The sequence below is a fragment of the Virgibacillus sp. JSM 102003 genome, from assembly GCF_041949995.1.
Lineage (GTDB): Bacteria > Bacillota > Bacilli > Bacillales > Amphibacillaceae > Lentibacillus.
Window position 1 is genome coordinate 162,304 of record NZ_JBHFQH010000001.1, and the last position, 17,848, is coordinate 180,151.

General features: G+C 36.2%; 19 protein-coding genes and 1 other annotated feature. All 19 genes read right to left on the minus strand.

The genetic code is table 11. The features are described 5' to 3' along the window. Positions 1–91: 91 nt before the first annotated feature. Positions 92–895: a pyruvate, water dikinase regulatory protein gene (locus ACE1TG_RS00880; RefSeq protein ID WP_375050466.1), complete on the minus strand. Its 804-nt coding sequence runs from the start codon at positions 893–895 to the stop codon at positions 92–94. 15 nt (positions 896–910) lie between these two features. Beyond that, a complete protein-coding gene (gene ccpN / locus ACE1TG_RS00885) occupies positions 911–1,540 on the minus strand; it encodes a transcriptional regulator CcpN (protein ID WP_375050467.1) in 630 nt (209 codons plus the stop codon). A gap of 134 nt (positions 1,541–1,674) precedes the next feature. Continuing rightward, positions 1,675–3,753 carry a glycine--tRNA ligase subunit beta gene (glyS, locus tag ACE1TG_RS00890; protein WP_375050468.1) on the minus strand — a complete coding sequence of 693 codons (2,079 nt, stop codon included), beginning with the start codon at positions 3,751–3,753 and terminating at the stop codon, positions 1,675–1,677. Beyond that, entirely contained in the window at positions 3,753–4,631 is an 879-nt protein-coding gene (gene glyQ, locus ACE1TG_RS00895; protein WP_375050469.1) for a glycine--tRNA ligase subunit alpha, read from the minus strand. The genes glyS and glyQ overlap by 1 nt, the downstream gene beginning before the upstream one ends. A gap of 160 nt (positions 4,632–4,791) precedes the next feature. Continuing rightward, positions 4,792–4,964 (minus strand) — a binding site (T-box leader). 62 nt (positions 4,965–5,026) lie between these two features. After that, a complete protein-coding gene (recO, locus tag ACE1TG_RS00900) occupies positions 5,027–5,776 on the minus strand; it encodes a DNA repair protein RecO (RefSeq protein ID WP_375050470.1) in 750 nt (249 codons plus the stop codon). Between the two features lie 44 nt (positions 5,777–5,820). Then, positions 5,821–5,970 (minus strand): YqzL family protein, encoded by a 150-nt coding sequence (locus tag ACE1TG_RS00905; protein WP_375050471.1) that lies wholly within the window; start codon positions 5,968–5,970, stop codon positions 5,821–5,823. 101 nt (positions 5,971–6,071) lie between these two features. Next, positions 6,072–6,974 carry a GTPase Era gene (era, locus tag ACE1TG_RS00910; RefSeq protein ID WP_375050472.1) on the minus strand — a complete coding sequence of 301 codons (903 nt, stop codon included), beginning with the start codon at positions 6,972–6,974 and terminating at the stop codon, positions 6,072–6,074. Between the two features lie 432 nt (positions 6,975–7,406). Beyond that, the gene (locus tag ACE1TG_RS00915; RefSeq protein WP_375050473.1) at positions 7,407–7,775 is read right to left on the minus strand and encodes a diacylglycerol kinase; all 369 of its coding nucleotides are present in this window, start codon (positions 7,773–7,775) and stop codon (positions 7,407–7,409) included. Continuing rightward, entirely contained in the window at positions 7,765–8,229 is a 465-nt protein-coding gene (ybeY, locus tag ACE1TG_RS00920; protein WP_375050474.1) for an rRNA maturation RNase YbeY, read from the minus strand. Before ybeY ends, ACE1TG_RS00915 begins: the two co-directional genes overlap by 11 nt. A 1-nt stretch (position 8,230) precedes the next feature. Next, the gene (locus ACE1TG_RS00925) at positions 8,231–10,375 is read right to left on the minus strand and encodes an HD family phosphohydrolase (RefSeq protein WP_375050475.1); all 2,145 of its coding nucleotides are present in this window, start codon (positions 10,373–10,375) and stop codon (positions 8,231–8,233) included. An 86-nt stretch (positions 10,376–10,461) separates the two neighbouring features. Then, complete coding sequence (locus ACE1TG_RS00930) at positions 10,462–11,421, minus strand: PhoH family protein (RefSeq protein ID WP_375050476.1); 960 nt, start codon at positions 11,419–11,421, stop codon at positions 10,462–10,464. A gap of 2 nt (positions 11,422–11,423) precedes the next feature. After that, positions 11,424–12,626 carry a sporulation protein YqfD gene (gene yqfD / locus ACE1TG_RS00935; protein WP_375050477.1) on the minus strand — a complete coding sequence of 401 codons (1,203 nt, stop codon included), beginning with the start codon at positions 12,624–12,626 and terminating at the stop codon, positions 11,424–11,426. Between the two features lie 24 nt (positions 12,627–12,650). After that, positions 12,651–12,932: a sporulation protein YqfC gene (gene yqfC, locus ACE1TG_RS00940; RefSeq protein ID WP_375050478.1), complete on the minus strand. Its 282-nt coding sequence runs from the start codon at positions 12,930–12,932 to the stop codon at positions 12,651–12,653. 123 nt (positions 12,933–13,055) lie between these two features. Further along, positions 13,056–13,532, minus strand: coding sequence for a hypothetical protein (locus ACE1TG_RS00945; protein ID WP_375050479.1), 477 nt, complete (start codon positions 13,530–13,532; stop codon positions 13,056–13,058). A gap of 27 nt (positions 13,533–13,559) precedes the next feature. Then, positions 13,560–14,555 carry a flotillin-like protein FloA gene (gene floA, locus ACE1TG_RS00950; protein WP_375050480.1) on the minus strand — a complete coding sequence of 332 codons (996 nt, stop codon included), beginning with the start codon at positions 14,553–14,555 and terminating at the stop codon, positions 13,560–13,562. A gap of 30 nt (positions 14,556–14,585) precedes the next feature. Continuing rightward, complete coding sequence (locus ACE1TG_RS00955) at positions 14,586–15,920, minus strand: NfeD family protein (protein WP_375050481.1); 1,335 nt, start codon at positions 15,918–15,920, stop codon at positions 14,586–14,588. Between the two features lie 323 nt (positions 15,921–16,243). After that, positions 16,244–16,690 carry a GatB/YqeY domain-containing protein gene (locus tag ACE1TG_RS00960; RefSeq protein WP_375050482.1) on the minus strand — a complete coding sequence of 149 codons (447 nt, stop codon included), beginning with the start codon at positions 16,688–16,690 and terminating at the stop codon, positions 16,244–16,246. A gap of 15 nt (positions 16,691–16,705) precedes the next feature. Then, on the minus strand, positions 16,706–16,882 hold the full coding sequence (gene rpsU / locus ACE1TG_RS00965; protein ID WP_375050483.1) for a 30S ribosomal protein S21: 177 nt from the start codon (positions 16,880–16,882) through the stop codon (positions 16,706–16,708). Between the two features lie 244 nt (positions 16,883–17,126). Beyond that, positions 17,127–17,798 (minus strand): deoxyribose-phosphate aldolase, encoded by a 672-nt coding sequence (deoC, locus tag ACE1TG_RS00970; protein WP_375050484.1) that lies wholly within the window; start codon positions 17,796–17,798, stop codon positions 17,127–17,129. Positions 17,799–17,848: the final 50 nt, after the last annotated feature.

A 17,848-nucleotide genomic window follows, 5' to 3' on the forward strand; every position in this document is an offset into this window, starting at 1 on the left:
TGACACAAAAAATAATTATAATACAAAAACGTTCAGATTACCATCAAAAAACATTCTACTGTTATGCAGAATGTTTTATGAATGAATTAACTTATTTTTTAACCATATGAGAAATAATATTTGCTGTTTCTTCCACTGCTTTATTGGATACATCCACAACCCTGCATCCAATTTTATTAACTAAATCATGAAAACATTCAAGCTCCTGGTGAATTCTTTCCATATTTGCATATGTTGCTTGGTCTCCAAGTCCTAATGCCTTTAATCTTTCTCTTCTTATTTCGTTGAGTTTTTCAGGGCTTATCTGCAATCCAATACATTTTTTAGGATCTACTTCATATAACTCTTCTGGCGGATCAACTTCAGGTACAATAGGTACGTTGGCAACCTTTAATCTTTTATGTGCTAGGTATTGTGATAAAGGAGTCTTAGATGTTCGTGAAACACCGATTAATATTATATCAGCTCGTGCAATTCCGCGTGGATCCCTGCCATCGTCGTATTTAACTGCAAACTCAATAGCTTCTACACGTTTAAAATAGTCTTCATCTAACTTATGGACTAATCCTGGTTCAAGACGCGGGTTATGATCAAAGAATTTCTCCATTGCATCCATCATTGGCCCCATTATATCAATGGCCTCAATGTCTTTTTCTTTTGCTCTTGAATTTAAATATTTTCGTAAAGTAGGATCTACGAGTGTAAAACCGATAATCCCCTGCTTTTCCTGTGCAATCTGTATGGTTTCATCAATCGTTTTCTTATCTTCCACATATGGCACACGTTGTATATTATATTCACCATTATTAAATTGACTCAACCCCGCTTTTATTACTAATTCAGCAGTTTCTCCAACGGAATCCGACAAAACATAAACTAGTGGTTTAACACCCATGGTTCGGCTCCTCTCTTATAAATGCTCATCCATTATTAATTCCACAAACGCCTTCGTTATCGTGGTTTTCGTGATTCGTCCTACAATTTCCAAGCCGTTTTCAGTATCTTTGATGACAGGCAGTCCGTCAATTTGTTTATCAATCAGCTTCTTTGCAGCGTCTATCATTAAATCCTCTCGGTAACATACCGTAATATTGGGCATTCTCGTCATAATAATATGTACTGGTACAGCGTTTAAGTCCTGATTTCCAATACTAGCCCTCAATAAATCCTTTCTAGATAAAACACCTATTAGACATGCGTTCCCATCTACTACAAATAGGGTCCCGACATCTTCTAAAAACATTGTTGAAATAGCGTCATAAACAGAAGCATCTTCTTTAACAACTATAGGGACTGACTGATATTCCTGTACTTTAAATTGTTTTATTTTTTCGGTTAGTAGTTCAGTTCCGGTTTTACCTGTATAAAAATATCCAACTCTTGGTCTTGCATCAAGGAAACCAGCCATGGTCAAAATAGCTAAATCCGGTCGTAATGTGGCTCTTGTTAAACCTAGGTGTTCAGCTATATTTTCGCCGGTAATTGGACCATTTTCTTTAACAATTACAATAATTTGCTCTTGTCTATTTGATAACTCCACTTTTTCACCACCTAACGGCACAATGTGACATACTATTTATCCAATATTATAGACTATATAGAGTGAAAAAGAAATAACGTTACCTTAAAATAGTGATTTAATGGGTCTGGATAAATGCTACTCATTTGTCCGGATCAGAATTGCTGCTTCCATTCAATTTTAGATAGATCGGCATAGTCATAAGTCAATGCTGCTATTAAGTTCAAAAGTGACAGTCGATTATTACGGATTTTTTCATCCTTTGCCATAACCATATTATGATCGAAAAAGTTATGAATAGGTTCTGCCAATTTTCCTAAGTATAGCAAAGCATCCTCTGCTTGCTGGTTGCTATTCGCATCATTATATAAATCCCTTACTTCTAAATAAACTTGATACAGTTCCTTTTCAGATGGTGTTTCAAAAAGGTCTTGATTAATAGTTGCCAAATCCGTTTTCCAAGACAAGTTAATTACTCTGACAAGAGCCTCCTGAACAGATTTAAAATCCTGATCATTTCGTTTACGGGATAATGTAATCGCTTTTGCTATCGTATAAGCAATAACACCTATTTCTTTATGCAATACTGATTGAATAACATCTTGCTCAAGCTTCACTTCTCTAAATATATATGTGGCACGCAAGCCAAAGAAATGTTCTAATTCACTTCTGACTTCGCTCGCGTCGTTAATTGCCAGGTTGTGATAAAACTGATGTGTTAAATCCAATAAAGATTCAACCGTGATATTCCATTTATATTCTTTTAATATTTTCAAGATACCCACTGATTGACGTCTAAGACCATACGGATCCTGTGAACCAGTCGGTATTAATCCCACTGAAATACAACCAACAATTGTGTCCAGTTTATCGGCAACACTTACAATTGCACCTTCTATCGTTTCTGGTAGGCGATCATCAGCATGAACTGGTAAATAATGATCTGCAACCCCTCTTGCAACTTCTTTCTTCTCGCCAAAATTTAATGCATATGTCTGTCCGATAATTCCTTGGAGCTCTGTGAACTCATCCACCATATTTGTAGGTAAATCAAACTTGCAAATTTCAGCAGTCCTGATTGCCTTTTCTTTCGTTTCATCATCAAGATTAAGTTGTTGTGCCAATTGATCTGTAATACTGACAACACGTGACACTTTATCACTTATTGTTCCTAATTTTTCCTGAAAAACAACTCGTTCCAACTTTTCCAAATAATAATCTATCGAATGTTTTTGATCTTCTTCAAAAAAGAATTGGGCGTCAGATAGTCTCGCGTGCAACACTTTTTCGTTGCCCTTCACTACTGTATTTATCGCTTTGTCATCACCGTTCCGTACACCGACAAAGTAAGACAGCAATTCTCCATCCTTTGATTTTACAGGGAAATACCGCTGGTGTTCTTTCATAGATATTATTAACACATCTGATGGTAATTTTAAAAAGGACTCTTCGTATGATCCGATAAATACCGTTGGGTACTCAACAAGATTACGAACCTCATTCAGCAAACTATTATCAATTGGTACTTGAAATCCGTATTCTGTTTCTATTTTTTTAATCCCATTGGTTATTAAATGTTCACGTTCATTCGGATCTGCTATAACGTAATTATCCTTCAGTTCAAATTGGTAGTCTGATGGTGATGTTAAAGTAATCCTGCTCCCTAGGAACCGATGACCGAACGTAAAATTACTGGTTGTAACATCAGCAATTTCAAAAGGTATAACTTGATCTTCATACAATGCAGCAATCCAACGTATTGGGCGTGCATATCGAAGGCTTTGTTCTGCCCAGCGCATATTTTTAGGAAACTGAATAGATTCAATAATTTCTTTGAACGAAGGAAGCAATTCAAACGTATCTTTACCGATAATCTGTTTTTTTACGAAAATATAGGTTGTCCCTTTTACATCCTTTGTATAAATGTCTTCAACCGTCTTCCCTTGACCTTTTGTAAAACCGATTGCTGCTTTTGTCCAACTACCATTATCATCCTTTGCTATTTTAACAGCTGGCCCTTTTACTTCTTCTTCAAGTGAGGTTTGTGTTTCGGCAACATCTTTAATTAAAACGGCAAGTCTTCTTGGTGTTGAAAATGATGTAATCGAATCATATGAAATACGTAAGTCATCAAGCCAATCTTTTGTTTTACTAATAAGTTGACTTTCTGCTTTATCTATAAACCGCGCTGGCAATTCTTCCAGTCCTATTTCAAATAATACATCTTTAGCCATTATTCTGCCTCCTCTGTTAGCATAGGAAATCCTAACCGTTCACGTTCTGCTACATAAGCTTTAGCAATACTCCTGGCAAGGTTTCGTATCCTGGAAATATATCCTGTACGTTCTGTAACTGAAATGACACCCTTAGCATCGAGTAAATTAAATGTATGTGAGCACTTTAATACGTAATCATAGGATGGAAAAACCAACCCCTTTTCCATTGTAACTTCAGCCTCTTTTTCATACATGGAGAATAACTCAAATAACATGTCTGTATTAGATTCTTCAAACGTATATTTAGAATGTTCGTATTCAGGCTGGAAAAAGATATCCTTAACCGTTACACCTTGTGTCCACTCTAAATCAAACACGTTTTCTTTATCCTGAATATACGACGCCAAACGTTCAATCCCATACGTGAGTTCAACTGTTACTGGATTTGCCTCAAGTCCGCCAATTTGCTGAAAATATGTAAATTGAGTTATTTCCATTCCATCCAGCCACACTTCCCATCCAAGTCCTGCAGCACCCAAAGTCGGATTTTCCCAATTGTCCTCTACAAAACGTATATCATGTTCCAACGGATTAATACCAAGCGCTTTTAAAGAATCTAAATATAATTCCTGAATATTATCTGGAGATGGCTTCATAATTACCTGAAATTGGTGGTGCTGATAAAGTCGATTAGGGTTTTGCCCATATCGCCCATCCGCCGGTCTTCTTGAAGGTTCAACATAAGCTACATTCCACGGTTCTGGTCCAAGACTTCTTAACAGGGTCATTGGAGACATTGTTCCCGCACCCTTTTCAACGTCATATGCTTGCATTAAAATACAATTTTGATCTGACCAATGTTTTTGTAAAGTTAAAATCATTTCCTGTATAGTCATCTATACAACCTCCATATTTAATTTATTTATTGAATAATACGAAAGGGCATGCGCCTGTTCACAGTTCATCCCGGTTGGGTCTGCCGTGCAAAGGATCCGCCTGCAGTCAAAGTCAAAAGCCTAACACTAAAAAAATCCATCCCTATGTCACTTAAAATGACATAGGGACGGATTTAATACCGCGGTTCCACCCTACTTGCCCTGTTAAAAAGAGCCACTTTATACCAACTGCTCAGGAGCGCCGTTCCTTATTGTCCTATTATCCAGCTTTCACTATTCTGGACTCGCTCAAAATAGTAACCAATAAGTACTATTCTCCATCAATGCAATTAAATGTTCTATTTAAAATATGTACAAATAATACTGTATTACCACCTGAATTGTCAACAAATAGACTATTTTAATTTATCCAATTGATTTAAAAATCGCTTTGATTTCAAATAATAGCCACCATATTGTTCATAATAGGCATCAATAAGGCGACGCAATAAATTTTTATTTGCTGATTTCACTGAAATTGTACCGACTCTTTCCAGTTCTACACTCATAAAGATATGCAACAGCTTGGCTACATTATCTGGCAGCATAATTGCTTCAGAGTCAATATGATTACATCGCGAACAAAGCAAACCACCTTCAGCTATCGAAAAATATAACGGCGTATCTTTCCTGCCACAGCTCACGCAATTACTTACTGTCGGTGCAAATCCGCCTTTTGCAAATAATTTTAATTCATACATCATCATTGGAATTTCTGCATCTGCATCATCATGTTCAGCGATCCAGGACAATGTCTGGTATAGCTGTTCAAATAAATAGTTATCCGGTAGATTTGAATCAACTAATTTATCGGTTAGTTCAACTATATATGCGGCATATGCTGTCTTAATTATATCTTCTCGGATAAAACGGAGCGAATCAACAACATCTCCCTGTTGAATTGTACTTAAACCGGAATTGACATAGATAAAAAATTCACCAAGTATGAATGGCTGCGTAACTGCAGCCATCCTGCTTTTTGGTTTTTTAGCTCCCCTGGCAATAGCAGAGATTTTACCTAGTTTGTTACTGTAAATCGTAACTATTTTATGTGATTCACTGTAATCTTGCGTTTTAATGACAATACCTCTCATTTTTTCAAGCAAATAGTATCACCTTCTTAGGTTAAACCATTGAAAATCTCCATGTACTATAATTTAGGTTCAATCGATGATACCTCTTCATCTTCCTGTTGAATCAAGTCACCTGTACCGTGTTCTCTTTCTTCTAACTCTTTCAATAATAAATAGGTTTCAATGTTTCCTGTCTGACTAAATAATCTCCAGGTTAAGTCGATCACAAGAAACCCCACCTTCCTTTATAGCATATTGAAATTGAAAAGTACTTACTACTTAGAATTACCATACATGTTCATTCAATGAGTTTTAAATTTTACCATGTTTAATATTCATCATCGCGGAAACCAAATTCACGCAACTGTGATTGCTTGTTGCGCCAGTCTTTTTGAACTTTCACCCAAAGCTCCAAGTAAACTTTTGACCCTAATAATGATTCAATATCCTTTCGGGCTTTTTTACCGATATCTTTTAACATACTTCCTTGCTTACCAATAATAATTCCTTTTTGGGTTTTCCGTTCTGTAACAATTGCTGCCTGAATAAAAACTGCATTTGAGTCTCTTGTTTCAATATTCTCGATCACAACTGCTATTGAATGTGGTACCTCTTCTCTGGTTAACTGCAATACTTTTTCCCGTATTAATTCGCCAATAATGAACCGCTCAGGATGGTCTGTTATTTGATCTTCAGGATAATATTGTGGTCCCTCAGGTAAATGTGTTTTTAATATATCAAGCAAATGTGTAACATTATTTCCATGAAGTGCTGAAATTGGAATAATTTCTTCAAAATTGTACTTATTCCTATAACGTTCTATCAAAGGAAACAATTCATCTGGATGAATTAAGTCGACTTTATTGATGATCAGAAAAACCGGACGTTTTACTTGCTGCAGCCGTTCAATTATATATTGATCACCTTTTCCGTAACCTTCATCAGCATTAATCATAAAAAGAATTGCATCCACTTCATTCAAAGTATCTTCTGCTATTTTCACCATAAAATCACCCAAACGATGCTTGGGTTTATGGATACCCGGTGTATCAATGAAAACTAGCTGTGCATCCTCTTCAGTTAGAACGCCTTGAATTTTATTTCGTGTTGTTTGAGCCTTATCACTCATTATTGCTATTTTTTGCCCTATTACATTGTTCATAAATGTTGACTTTCCTACGTTAGGTCTACCAATAATTGCTAGGAACCCTGATTTAAATTTTGTATCCATGTTATGTCCTCCGAAGCAGTTATTTCTATTTGATATAATCATCATACTACAAAATGCAGCTAGTTTCATGCATCCGACAAAACCTTTAATAAGTTTCTATAAATCCTCATAAAATGACATAAGCAGTATTTCAACTTTCGCAACGTAAAAATGAACGCATAAAACTTGAAGGAATAAGAAAGGCTGAAGATGTTGAGTTAACTTTGGATCAACGGTACGCATTTGATATAAACAGCGAAGTAGTGAAATTTGTAAGTTTCTCAAACGACGCAGCTCGCATATTCAAGCTGTTGGTTTAATCGTTTAAAAATTTTTACTCTTTATGCATTACTTATATAATGAGCAAATCCTAGCCTTAGTTGCACTTATGTAATAAGAAAGGATTTAAACATTTTTAACTGCTAAAAAAACCTTCTTTAATTGAAGGTTTTACTAAAACAAGCCATATATTTTCGGTAAAAATATTAATAATCCTACGACAAATGAAATTACGGCAGCTAGCAGAACTGCCCCCGCGGCAACATCCTTAATTGTCTTAGCTAATGGGTTCGTTTCAGGTTTTACATAGTCAATCAGCTTTTCAATCGCTGCATTAGTAGCTTCAGCAACTAACACTAATCCAATTGTGAGCATAAGGATTGCCCACTCTATTAAAGTTAAGTGTATTATCGTACCTGTAATAATAACGGTTATAGTTGCAATTAAATGTATCCTAAAATTTCGTTCTGTTTTGGTGACTTCTTTAAGACCATTCCACGCATGTAAGAAACCAATTGACCTTTTACTTTTATTATCGTTCAATGCCGAATTCACCCAGAATTTCTTCTTGCCTTTTAAACATTTTCCGTTCATCCTCTTTGTCCATGTGGTCATAACCAAGTAAATGCAAGAAGCCGTGAACCGTTAGAAACCCCAGCTCCCTCTCAAGTGAATGGTCATAATCTTTCGCCTGCTCTTCCGCTTTTTCAACAGATATCACAATATCACCAAGAACTAACGGAATATCTTCGCCAACAATGTCCAATTCATCATCTGTTTGTTCCTGCATTGCAAACGATAATACATCTGTCGGTTTGTTAAGCTGTCGGTAATTCCGGTTAATTTCCTGAATTTCAACGTTATTGACAAAATTTATCGATACTTCAGCTTCCAAGGAAATTGCTTCTTTTTTTGCAGTGAAAATAAGTAATCGTTGCAGCATATCAATATAATCGGTAGGTACAGAATTAGTTTGGTCATGAAAATCGATATACATCTTATTTTGCCTCCTTCATAGGGTATTGAATTCTTGAGTGAAAAATTCCTTTTAATGATTTACAGATTGTTTGGTGAACTTTATCCAATTCCATTAATGTAAGTGGACATTCATTTAATTGTCCATCCATAAGACGATCATTTATAATAGATGATACAATTTCTTCAATCTTTTCCTCTGTAGGCTCATTCAAAGACCTTACTGCGGCCTCCACAGAGTCACATATACATATTATTGCAGCTTCTTTCGTTTGCGGCTTTGGACCAGGGTATCTGAAATTAATTTCTTTCACATAGCGGTTACTTTCTTTTTCTTTAAAATAAAAATATTTTAATAAAGTGGTTCCGTGATGCTGCATCGCAATATTAATAATTTCCTTTGGAAGTTTATGTTTTTTTAGCATTGCTGCTCCATCATACGGATGGTTAATAATAATTTCTGCACTTTGTCTAGGCTCAATTATATCATGAGGATTAGAGATCGATAACTGATTCTCAATAAAATAATGCGGCCTTACTGTCTTACCAATATCATGATAATACGCACCAACCCTTGCCAAAAGACCATTTGCTCCAATTACCTCACAGGCCGATTCACTAAGATTGGCCACCATGACGGAATGATGATACGTACCTGGTGACTCAGTTAGAATTTTTCGAAGTAAAGGATGATTAGGACTTGCTAATGAAAGTAACTTTATATCTGATAAAATACCTAATCCGGTCTCGAAGATTGGCAATAAACCAATAGCTAAAACTGCTGAAAGGAATGCGGAAGCAACTCCAAAACCAGAATGGATTAATAACTCTTCTAACGAATACTTTTCAAATGAGAGGAAAAGAAACAATGTTACAATCATAATGTTAATTGCAGTAACACCTGCGCCTGCTTTTAGAATAGCCAAACGATCCTTAACATTTGACAGGAAAATAATACCAGCCATTTGCGAAAAGAAGAAGTAAATGCCGGCCTCTATATTTAATGCACCAGGGATTTGTTCGTTAAAAATTATGCTTCCCAAAATGGCATATAATATAGAGAGTACGATTGCAAACCGTTCATTGAGTAATTGTTTTACAAGCAAGGCTCCAATTGCAACCGGAACTGCAAAAAATAACTGGCTTACTGGAACCGTTATCATACTTACCACTTTCATTAGTGATACAACTATAAAACTTATTAATATAATGGAAGCAATTTTACCTTTATCTAAGTGATTAACTTTTGAAAGGAGGTTCATTTCATATCCAATAACTAAGATTATTAAAAATAGTAATAAAGCCAATCCAATTACTGGGTAAATGTTTCGCTCTTTATCCAATAAACCAGCTAACTTTAAGTCCTGATAATGTTCATTTGTGATTACTTGGCCTTCTCTAACGATAATCTCACCGGCTCGAATCACAACAGGTTCAACGCTGCTGGCTGCGTCCTTTCGTGCATCCATTGTTTTTTCAACATCAAAAAAAGAGTTTTCCACAACAGCAAATTCACTTAAATTTACAAGTGCTGCTTTTAAACTATCTGATAGATTGGAATACCTTATATCTTGTTCCATTTTGGCAATACCGCTTTGGATATTTTCAACACGGACACCATTTCTTAACACCTCTGTCAGAGAAGCAATGAACATCTCTTTGGCTTCTATACGTACTTGTGGACTTACCTCAACAAGTTCATATAATATTCCATCATCGACTTGTTCGGTTATTTCTGGCGACAATATCTGCTTTAATTTCTGTACTTTTACTTGGCTTGGCATTACGCCTGCGTTATTCTCGCTAGGAGATTTTGGTGAATTTTCTGCCTCCTCTACCTCCATTTTTTCAATTGCATCAAATATTTCTTCCACATATGCTATTTGTTCTGCAGTAGTTTCAGTTGATATGTCAAATCTATCTTCAACTGATTGAACCGTTTCCCGGGTTTTTCGTTGCGTTTCCTGTTCATTTTCAATTGTAATTGGTGAACGAATCGTTTCCTTAGCACTAGTAAACCGTTCAATATCATATGTTTCTGTATACACGTTATTAACCGTTACAAGGAAAAAAAAGACACCCAAAATAACAACCGGCAAAACAACCGTTACCCATTTTGTCCGGATCTTAAGAAGTGTCTTTACAAAATTTTGCAACAACTTAGCCATAATACTCACCTCATAACTGATCAATAAGAAGCTATGTAAATATAGAAATAAGACCCGCAAATGGGGGTCTTACACTATTTCTTTAATCAGTTGGTTTTTTCATATGCGTCGATTATTTTTTGTACCAATGGATGCCTTACAACATCCGTTTGATTTAAGTGAATAATTGATATTCCATTCACAGGTGACAGTAGCTGATTTGCTACCTGCAAACCTGATTTAACTCCCTTAGGTAAGTCAATTTGGGTGATGTCACCAGTTATTATCATTTTGGAGCCAAAACCTAAGCGTGTCAGAAACATCTTCATTTGTTCTGGTGTCGTATTCTGTGCCTCATCCAGTATAACAAATGCATCATCAAGTGTCCTACCACGCATATAGGCTAATGGGGCAATCTCAATTGTATCCCTTTCGATTAAACGCATTGTATGCTCCGCTCCAAGAACATCATGCAATGCATCATATAATGGCCTTAAATACGGATCAACCTTTTCTTTTAAATCACCAGGTAAAAATCCAAGGCTTTCACCAGCTTCCACTGCTGGGCGTGTTAAAACTATCCTTTTGACTTCACCATTTTTTAAAGCATGAACAGCCATTACGACAGCCAGATATGTTTTCCCTGTACCAGCGGGACCGATACCAAATACAAGGTCATGAGACTTAATTGCTGATACATAATTCTTTTGGCCTAATGTTTTTACTCGGATTGATTTTCCCTTAACGTTTTTGGTTATTTCATCCTCAAAAAGTGTCTCAAATTGATTAATTTTACCTTTTTTTGCGAGATCGACTGAATATACTACATCTCGCTCCGTTATATCCAAACCTTTTCTTACTATTGTAAGAAGAGTAGATAAAATCTCTTCTACAAGTTCAATCTCTTCATTTGTGCCAGAAACACCTACTTGCTCTCCTCTTGTAACAATCGATACATTTAATTGTTGTTCTATCTGCTTCAAATATTTGTCATTTGTACCAAACAAAGCTAATGCTTCATTAGGATTAGTTAATTGTAACTCAATTGTTTTCAAGTTTTCTGACATAATCAATCTCCTTGATCTATTGATTCTTCTTTAACAATATTTTCTTCCACAGCCATATATAAGATTAGTTTAACTTTACCATTCTCAATTGTTTCATGCAAAACTTTTTCGGAAACAATTTTCGCATCAGGTCCCAGTCTTAGCATTAATTCGTTTTTTGCCTGTTCAATCCCAATATTAATTGCTTCTTCCTTACTTCTCTCTACTTTATTATACCTTTTTTCACTTAAAATAGTTTCAATTATTTTTACTGGAATTTTCCACTTCAAAAAATACAGGTCTTTTTCAATTCTTTCCCGATGAATTTCATTAAATTCGGGTGAATTGAATCCCCATACAGGCAGTTCGAAATCATTGATACTTAAATGATATTTACTTTCACGATTTCCAGTCAATAGTTCATGACTAGCTTTTAACGGAATGGTCACTTCTGTTTCATACCATGTTTTCGCAATTATTTCTCCCTCGGCTGCTACTAATTCATATTTCTTGTCCTCTTCGCTATCATCAAAATTAAGCTTTCCTGAAACAAGTACTTGTCCGGGCTCAACATAGTCATTAACATTAACCTTTGGAAGACCTTTCGATACATACATTTTCTGAATGACGCCTTTTTTTGTAGCTACTAAATTTCTGGGACCCTGTACCTCCTCTTCTTTTACTATCGTTTTTTCTACTCCTTCAAGAACATAGGATGTCCCTTTTTGATGCACGCCAACCCACAGTAATTCAGGTACATCATTTACTAATTGTTGCTGTACTTCACTTGGTGCATCAAGTGTAAAAGTCCATGCCCCCTGATGAATCCCGTATTCAGTCAACTGTTTGTTTATTTTTTCCTCTATATCTTTTGGTACACCTATTATTCTGACTTCCCAAATGATATTCGACAGAAAAAAAATAAGCATAACACTTAACAATAAGCCAAGCACAACTTCTTTTTTACGGGTGAATTGTTTGAATAAAAATGGCAATCCTTTTTTATTTAAAAAGGTCACCTTATAACTTGTCCGACGTTTAATATCCTTTAATGTACCAATATCACTTAATTTAACTTTACCATTACAAGTAAATTCAGATTCCTTTTTAACATCCCAAACTGTAATACCTTGATTAATACAGTATTGAAAGAAAAGTTCAGGATTTTTACCCTTTATTGATATTCTCACGTATCCAGTAAAAAATGAACCTTGTATATGTTTCATGTCCTCCTCCTTTAATTATCTTACTTAATCTGGAATAAATTTAACTTCAGTTATCAAACCTTCCAGTAATATTTCTTCAGGCACCATCATTTTCAGCACAAATGATGATCCCAAGATCTGTACATACCCCTTAGTGGTTTTGAGCTTTAATTCGGTATCTGAATAAACAATCAGTCCTTTATGATTCTCAATGTAAACATGTATTTGGCCAATCATTGTTATTCTCGGCAGCTCCAACATGACATCAGTTGGAAGTGCAAGATGTTTCATAAACCATGGACCGATTCGTTGTTGCCATTTCTTCACTGATGTGGCCCCCTCTCACATTCATATTTATGAAATTAACGACAGGATAAGAACAAGAAAAAAGAACCACTACCGAGTTAAGCATCTATCGCTTACCAAGTAGTGGTTCTTTATTTGAGTTAGTTAGTTTCTTCGTTGTTTCACAATACTTTGATATGGTTTCTTAGCTCTGGGTGAACCTAATACTTCTGCCATGATAACACCGTTTACCAAACCTTTTCGATTTAAATTATTTTTAATCCTTCTCTTAAATCGTTTTTGTTCAACTGATAACTCTTTATCAGTTTGGTTGAAGTTATCATTTTCGTTAATAATTGCATCGTGCTTACGTTCATCGATTGCCTTTTGTGTAGCTGTATTCATACGATCGGCAAGTCGTTCGCGTTGTTCCTGCTGTTGTTCTTCAATTGACGTTTTTTCTTCTGAACTTTGCTGTTGGTAATCATTTCTTGTCATTCCACCAGCGCCCCCAGAAGGAGTTGGTGAGGGTTTAGGTGAATTCACTGTTCGTTTTTGTTTATTAGTATCATTTTCAGACTTATCTTTTAAAAAACCTGCAAGTCCTCCAATAATTGCAAGGATTATGAGAATGACATCCATAATAACCCTCCTGTACAGGCTAATACATTATTTATTGTCATTGTCTTCTTTATCATTATCAGACAACTTCCCAATAGTACCGCGCATATCTGTATCAGCGTCTATATTTTTATAATTCATATAATCCATTACACCCAGATTGCCTGACCGCAGTGCTTCAGCAAGTGCAAGCGGAACATCTGCCTCTGCCTCGACAACTTTTGCACGCATTTCTTCAACTCGTGCGACCATTTCCTGTTCTTGTGCCACAGCCATTGCTCTTCTTTCTTCCGCTTTAGCTTGAGCAATATTTTTATCTGCCTCAGCTTGGTCAGTTTGAAGGATTGCTCCAATATTTTTACCGATATCCACATCAGCAATATCAATTGATAGAATTTCGAATGCTGTACCAGCATCCAAACCTTTGCTTAAAACATTTTGAGATATTGAATCAGGGTTTTCCAGTACTTTTGTATGTGCTTCTGAACTACCAATCGTACTTACAACGCCTTCACCAACACGGGCAATTACTGTTTCTTCTCCAGCACCACCGACGAGACGATCAATGTTAGCACGTACAGTAATACGAGCTTTTGCTTTCACTTCGATACCATCCATCGCAATACCTGCAATAAATGGAGTTTCAATAACCTTTGGATTAACACTCATTTGAACAGCTTCTAATACATCACGCCCGGCTAAATCAATCGCTGCACCACGTTCAAAGGATAACTCAATATTAGCTCTATGTGCAGCAATAAGTGCGTTCACGACTCTATCAACATTACCACCTGCTAAGTAATGACTCTCCAGCTGATTTGTGCTTAATTCTAATCCTGCTTTATGCGCTTTAATTAATGGATTGATTACTCTTGAAGGTACAACCCTTCGTAATCGCATCCCAACAAGTGTGAAGATACCTACTTTAACACCTGCTGCTAAAGCGCTAATCCATAACATTACTGGAATAAATGTAAATAATACTGCTACAACAATTAAGATTACCGCAATTATTATTATCGGCATAAGTTGTTCTAAATCCATGTAAATTCCTCCTATATATTCATCTCAGTATTATACTTCTCTTACTACCACACGAACTCCTTCTACCTTAACTACCTTGACAAGTTTATTACTTTGAATAAACCCTCCTTCTGATACAACATCTAACCGCTCGCCATCGAATACCGCTGTACCTGATGGACGTAACTGAGTTACTGTTACGCCTTCCAACCCTATTAATTCCAATCGATTTACTGAAGAAACATATCCAAGTTCAGTTGATGTCTGATCTTTTAATATTATATGACGAAAAAATCCTTTTTCCATCCCTATTGACTTAAACAATATAATAGAAGCTATTATGGCTACTATGAAAGCTATACCTATACTCATTGACATGTGGCCGATATCCTGACCTGATATAATCAGTGACCCAACCACAGAACCAACTCCAAGCAAACCAACTATTCCTCCAGGGACAAAAAACTCTGCAATTATTAGTACCAGACCTAAAATTAATAGAATAATGGCTTCCATACCAGCAAGGCCAGCAACGACATGTCCATAGAAGAACAGAATTAGCGATAGCAATCCCATTATACCCGGAATTCCAAAACCAGGTGAATACAACTCAACAATCAACCCAAGACTTGCTACTGACAATAATATCGGAACAACAACTGGGTTGGTTATAAACCGAGCTATATTTTCAGATATTGTTGGTTCTTTCTCAACAATAGTCGCATTGTTTAATCCCAGTTCGTTTAACAGTTCCGTTCTGTCTTGAACAGTGGCTTTTGAATATCCGACCTCAACGGCTGAGTCTGGATCCAATGTGAGATACTTTCCTTCCTCAGCACCGTATTCCGGAAGATCTATACTTGGATCTGCCATTGCAGCAGCATACAATTTATCTCTGCCCTTAGATTCAGCTGCACTTTTCATCGCACTTAGCCATGCAGACTGTGCCTTCTTATTAGCTGCGGTTCCATCCTGATTTATGACACCACTAGCTCCCATGTTGGCCTGTGGTTTCATATAGATATTATCTGTGTTTAATGCTATATAAGACCCTGCTGACAATGCCTGATTAACGATAAAAGAAGTAGTTGTAAGTTCAAGATCTTGTAGTAATTCCGCAATTTGTCTGGCAGAATCAACTCTCCCACCTGGTGTATCGATTTCAAATATAATATGATCGGCACCCTTTGCCTCTGCCTCTTTTGTCGTTCGCGAAAGGAAAGCTTCCAGTCCAGCTTCAACTTCATTTTCTATTGGAATGATATAAACAAGTTTACCATCACCACTGTCCTGTGCTTTAACCATTGGAATAGTAGTGAACAGTAATACTGATATTACTAGTACAAGTGCTGAAATTATGTATGATCTATATCTGCTACCAGGCATACAGCATCCCCCCTTTCTATTATCCCACCAGTTATACATACGATTTATATATGTAAATGGTTTCATTTTTCCTATTAGTTAAATAGTATCATAAACAGGTAAATATTTCTTATCGTAGACACGGGGAGGGAAGTCCACTAGGCGCTAGGCGCTGGCCGGTGAGAACGCCACGTCCTGTGGCGTCACCGGCACTAGTACGTCCTGTACGTCGGAGCTGGACGTCGCAGATTCTGATGTCCAATTATCCACAGCACTTAAATTTTATAATTTCCTATACAATGAAAAAGCCTCGTCAAATCTGACAAGGCCTTTTGAATCATTAGTTAATTTAAATTTTTTTGAACTAGCCTGTTAATTTGTGCTCCATCAGCCTGACCCTTAACTTTAGGCATAATTGCACTCATAACTTTTCCCATATCTTTTTTGGAAGTTGCATTTACTTCCTGAATCGTAGACTGAACTAATGCCTCTAACTCAGCTTCTGATATCTGTTCTGGCATATATTCTTGTAAAATATTGATTTCAATTTCAAGTTTTTTAACAAGATCATCGCGTCCAGCTGATTTAAATTCTTGGAGGGAATCTTTCCTTTGCTTTAACTCTCTGGAAAGGACAGTTAACTCTTCGTCCTCAGAAAGTTCTTTGTTACCAAGTTTAATCGATTCATTTTGAATTGAAGCTTTCACCATTCTAACAACACCAAGTGTATCTTTATCTTTGTTTTTCATGGCTTGCTTCATATCTTGGTTCAGCTGTTCTAATATTGTCATGCTCTTGCACCCTCTTTAGAATTTGCGCTTTCTAGCAGCTTCAGACTTCTTCTTACGTTTAACACTAGGCTTTTCATAGTGTTCACGCTTACGATATTCTTGTAGTGTACCACTTTTTGACACACTACGCTTAAAGCGACGAAGAGCATCCTCAAGAGACTCGTTTTTACGAATGCGAGTTGTATTTGACATGCTAATTTCCCTCCCTCCGAAGCAAAAAACAAAAATGTACAGACATGAATAATATCCCATGTCTCTGACAATTATAATATAACCCTACTTACAGGTCAACTTAAAAATATTCTTTATCACTTGTAATCCTGTTTCAATCAGGCACTTTTCTTAGGGACTTTTTTTAAGGTTGTTTAACGTCCAACCCAAATTATGCTGCCAATTCATACACATTAAAACAAACCTTTAAAAATAGCCTTTAATGTTAATAGGTATCTGTCCCTTTATTTCCAGCAATTATATCAACACCTGCACTAGCACCAATCCTAGTGGCACCAGCATCGATCATGGCTTTTGTGGATTCAAGGTCACGAACACCACCTGATGCTTTAACACCCATTTCACTTCCTACTGTTTCACGCATAAGCTTAATATCATGAACAGATGCACCACCACCGGAAAATCCTGTGGAAGTTTTCACAAAATCTGCTCGAGCCTGTTTAGCTAGTTTACATGCCCGTACTTTTTCGTCATCGGTCAACAATGAAGTCTCAATAATGACCTTTATTAGTGCATTACCTTCTGCAGCGTTAACTACAGCTTGAATATCATTTTTAACTGCTTCATCATTGTTTGACTTTAGTTCCCCAACATTAATAACCATATCCACTTCTGTAGCCCCATCTTTAATAGCTTGCTTTGTTTCAAACACTTTAGTTTCTGTAGATGTAGCTCCTAATGGGAAACCAATAACAGTACACACTTTAACTTCAGTATTCTTTAAATTATCATAACAAAAAGGTACCCAATACGGATTTACACAAACTGAAGCAAAACCGTTTTCACTTGCTTCTTTTACAATCTGGGCAATTTTCTCTTTTTTTGTATCTGGTTTTAATTGGGTATGATCAATATATTTAGCTAAATCCATATTCATGTATATCTTCCTTTCATGTATGGTAATGCATTTTGCATCAAATCTTATTT

Bases quoted from the DNA above. Each gene is read 5' to 3' on its own strand.
- deoC (WP_375050484.1), bottom strand. From the start codon at position 17,798: ATGAATATGGATTTAGCTAAATATATTGATCATACCCAATTAAAACCA.
- rpsU (WP_375050483.1), bottom strand. From the start codon at position 16,882: ATGTCAAATACAACTCGCATTCGTAAAAACGAGTCTCTTGAGGATGCT.
- yqfD (WP_375050477.1), bottom strand. From the start codon at position 12,626: ATGAAACATATACAAGGTTCATTTTTTACTGGATACGTGAGAATATCA.
- ACE1TG_RS00930 (WP_375050476.1), bottom strand. From the start codon at position 11,421: ATGTCAGAAAACTTGAAAACAATTGAGTTACAATTAACTAATCCTAAT.
- ACE1TG_RS00880 (WP_375050466.1), bottom strand. From the start codon at position 895: ATGGGTGTTAAACCACTAGTTTATGTTTTGTCGGATTCCGTTGGAGAA.
- ACE1TG_RS00955 (WP_375050481.1), bottom strand. From the start codon at position 15,920: ATGCCTGGTAGCAGATATAGATCATACATAATTTCAGCACTTGTACTA.
- floA (WP_375050480.1), bottom strand. From the start codon at position 14,555: ATGGATTTAGAACAACTTATGCCGATAATAATAATTGCGGTAATCTTA.
- era (WP_375050472.1), bottom strand. From the start codon at position 6,974: ATGGATACAAAATTTAAATCAGGGTTCCTAGCAATTATTGGTAGACCT.
- glyQ (WP_375050469.1), bottom strand. From the start codon at position 4,631: ATGACTATACAGGAAATGATTTTAACTTTACAAAAACATTGGTCAGAT.
- glyS (WP_375050468.1), bottom strand. From the start codon at position 3,753: ATGGCTAAAGATGTATTATTTGAAATAGGACTGGAAGAATTGCCAGCG.
- ybeY (WP_375050474.1), bottom strand. From the start codon at position 8,229: ATGTATATCGATTTTCATGACCAAACTAATTCTGTACCTACCGATTAT.
- ACE1TG_RS00925 (WP_375050475.1), bottom strand. From the start codon at position 10,375: ATGGCTAAGTTGTTGCAAAATTTTGTAAAGACACTTCTTAAGATCCGG.
- ACE1TG_RS00945 (WP_375050479.1), bottom strand. From the start codon at position 13,532: ATGGATGTCATTCTCATAATCCTTGCAATTATTGGAGGACTTGCAGGT.
- ACE1TG_RS00960 (WP_375050482.1), bottom strand. From the start codon at position 16,690: ATGACAATATTAGAACAGCTGAACCAAGATATGAAGCAAGCCATGAAA.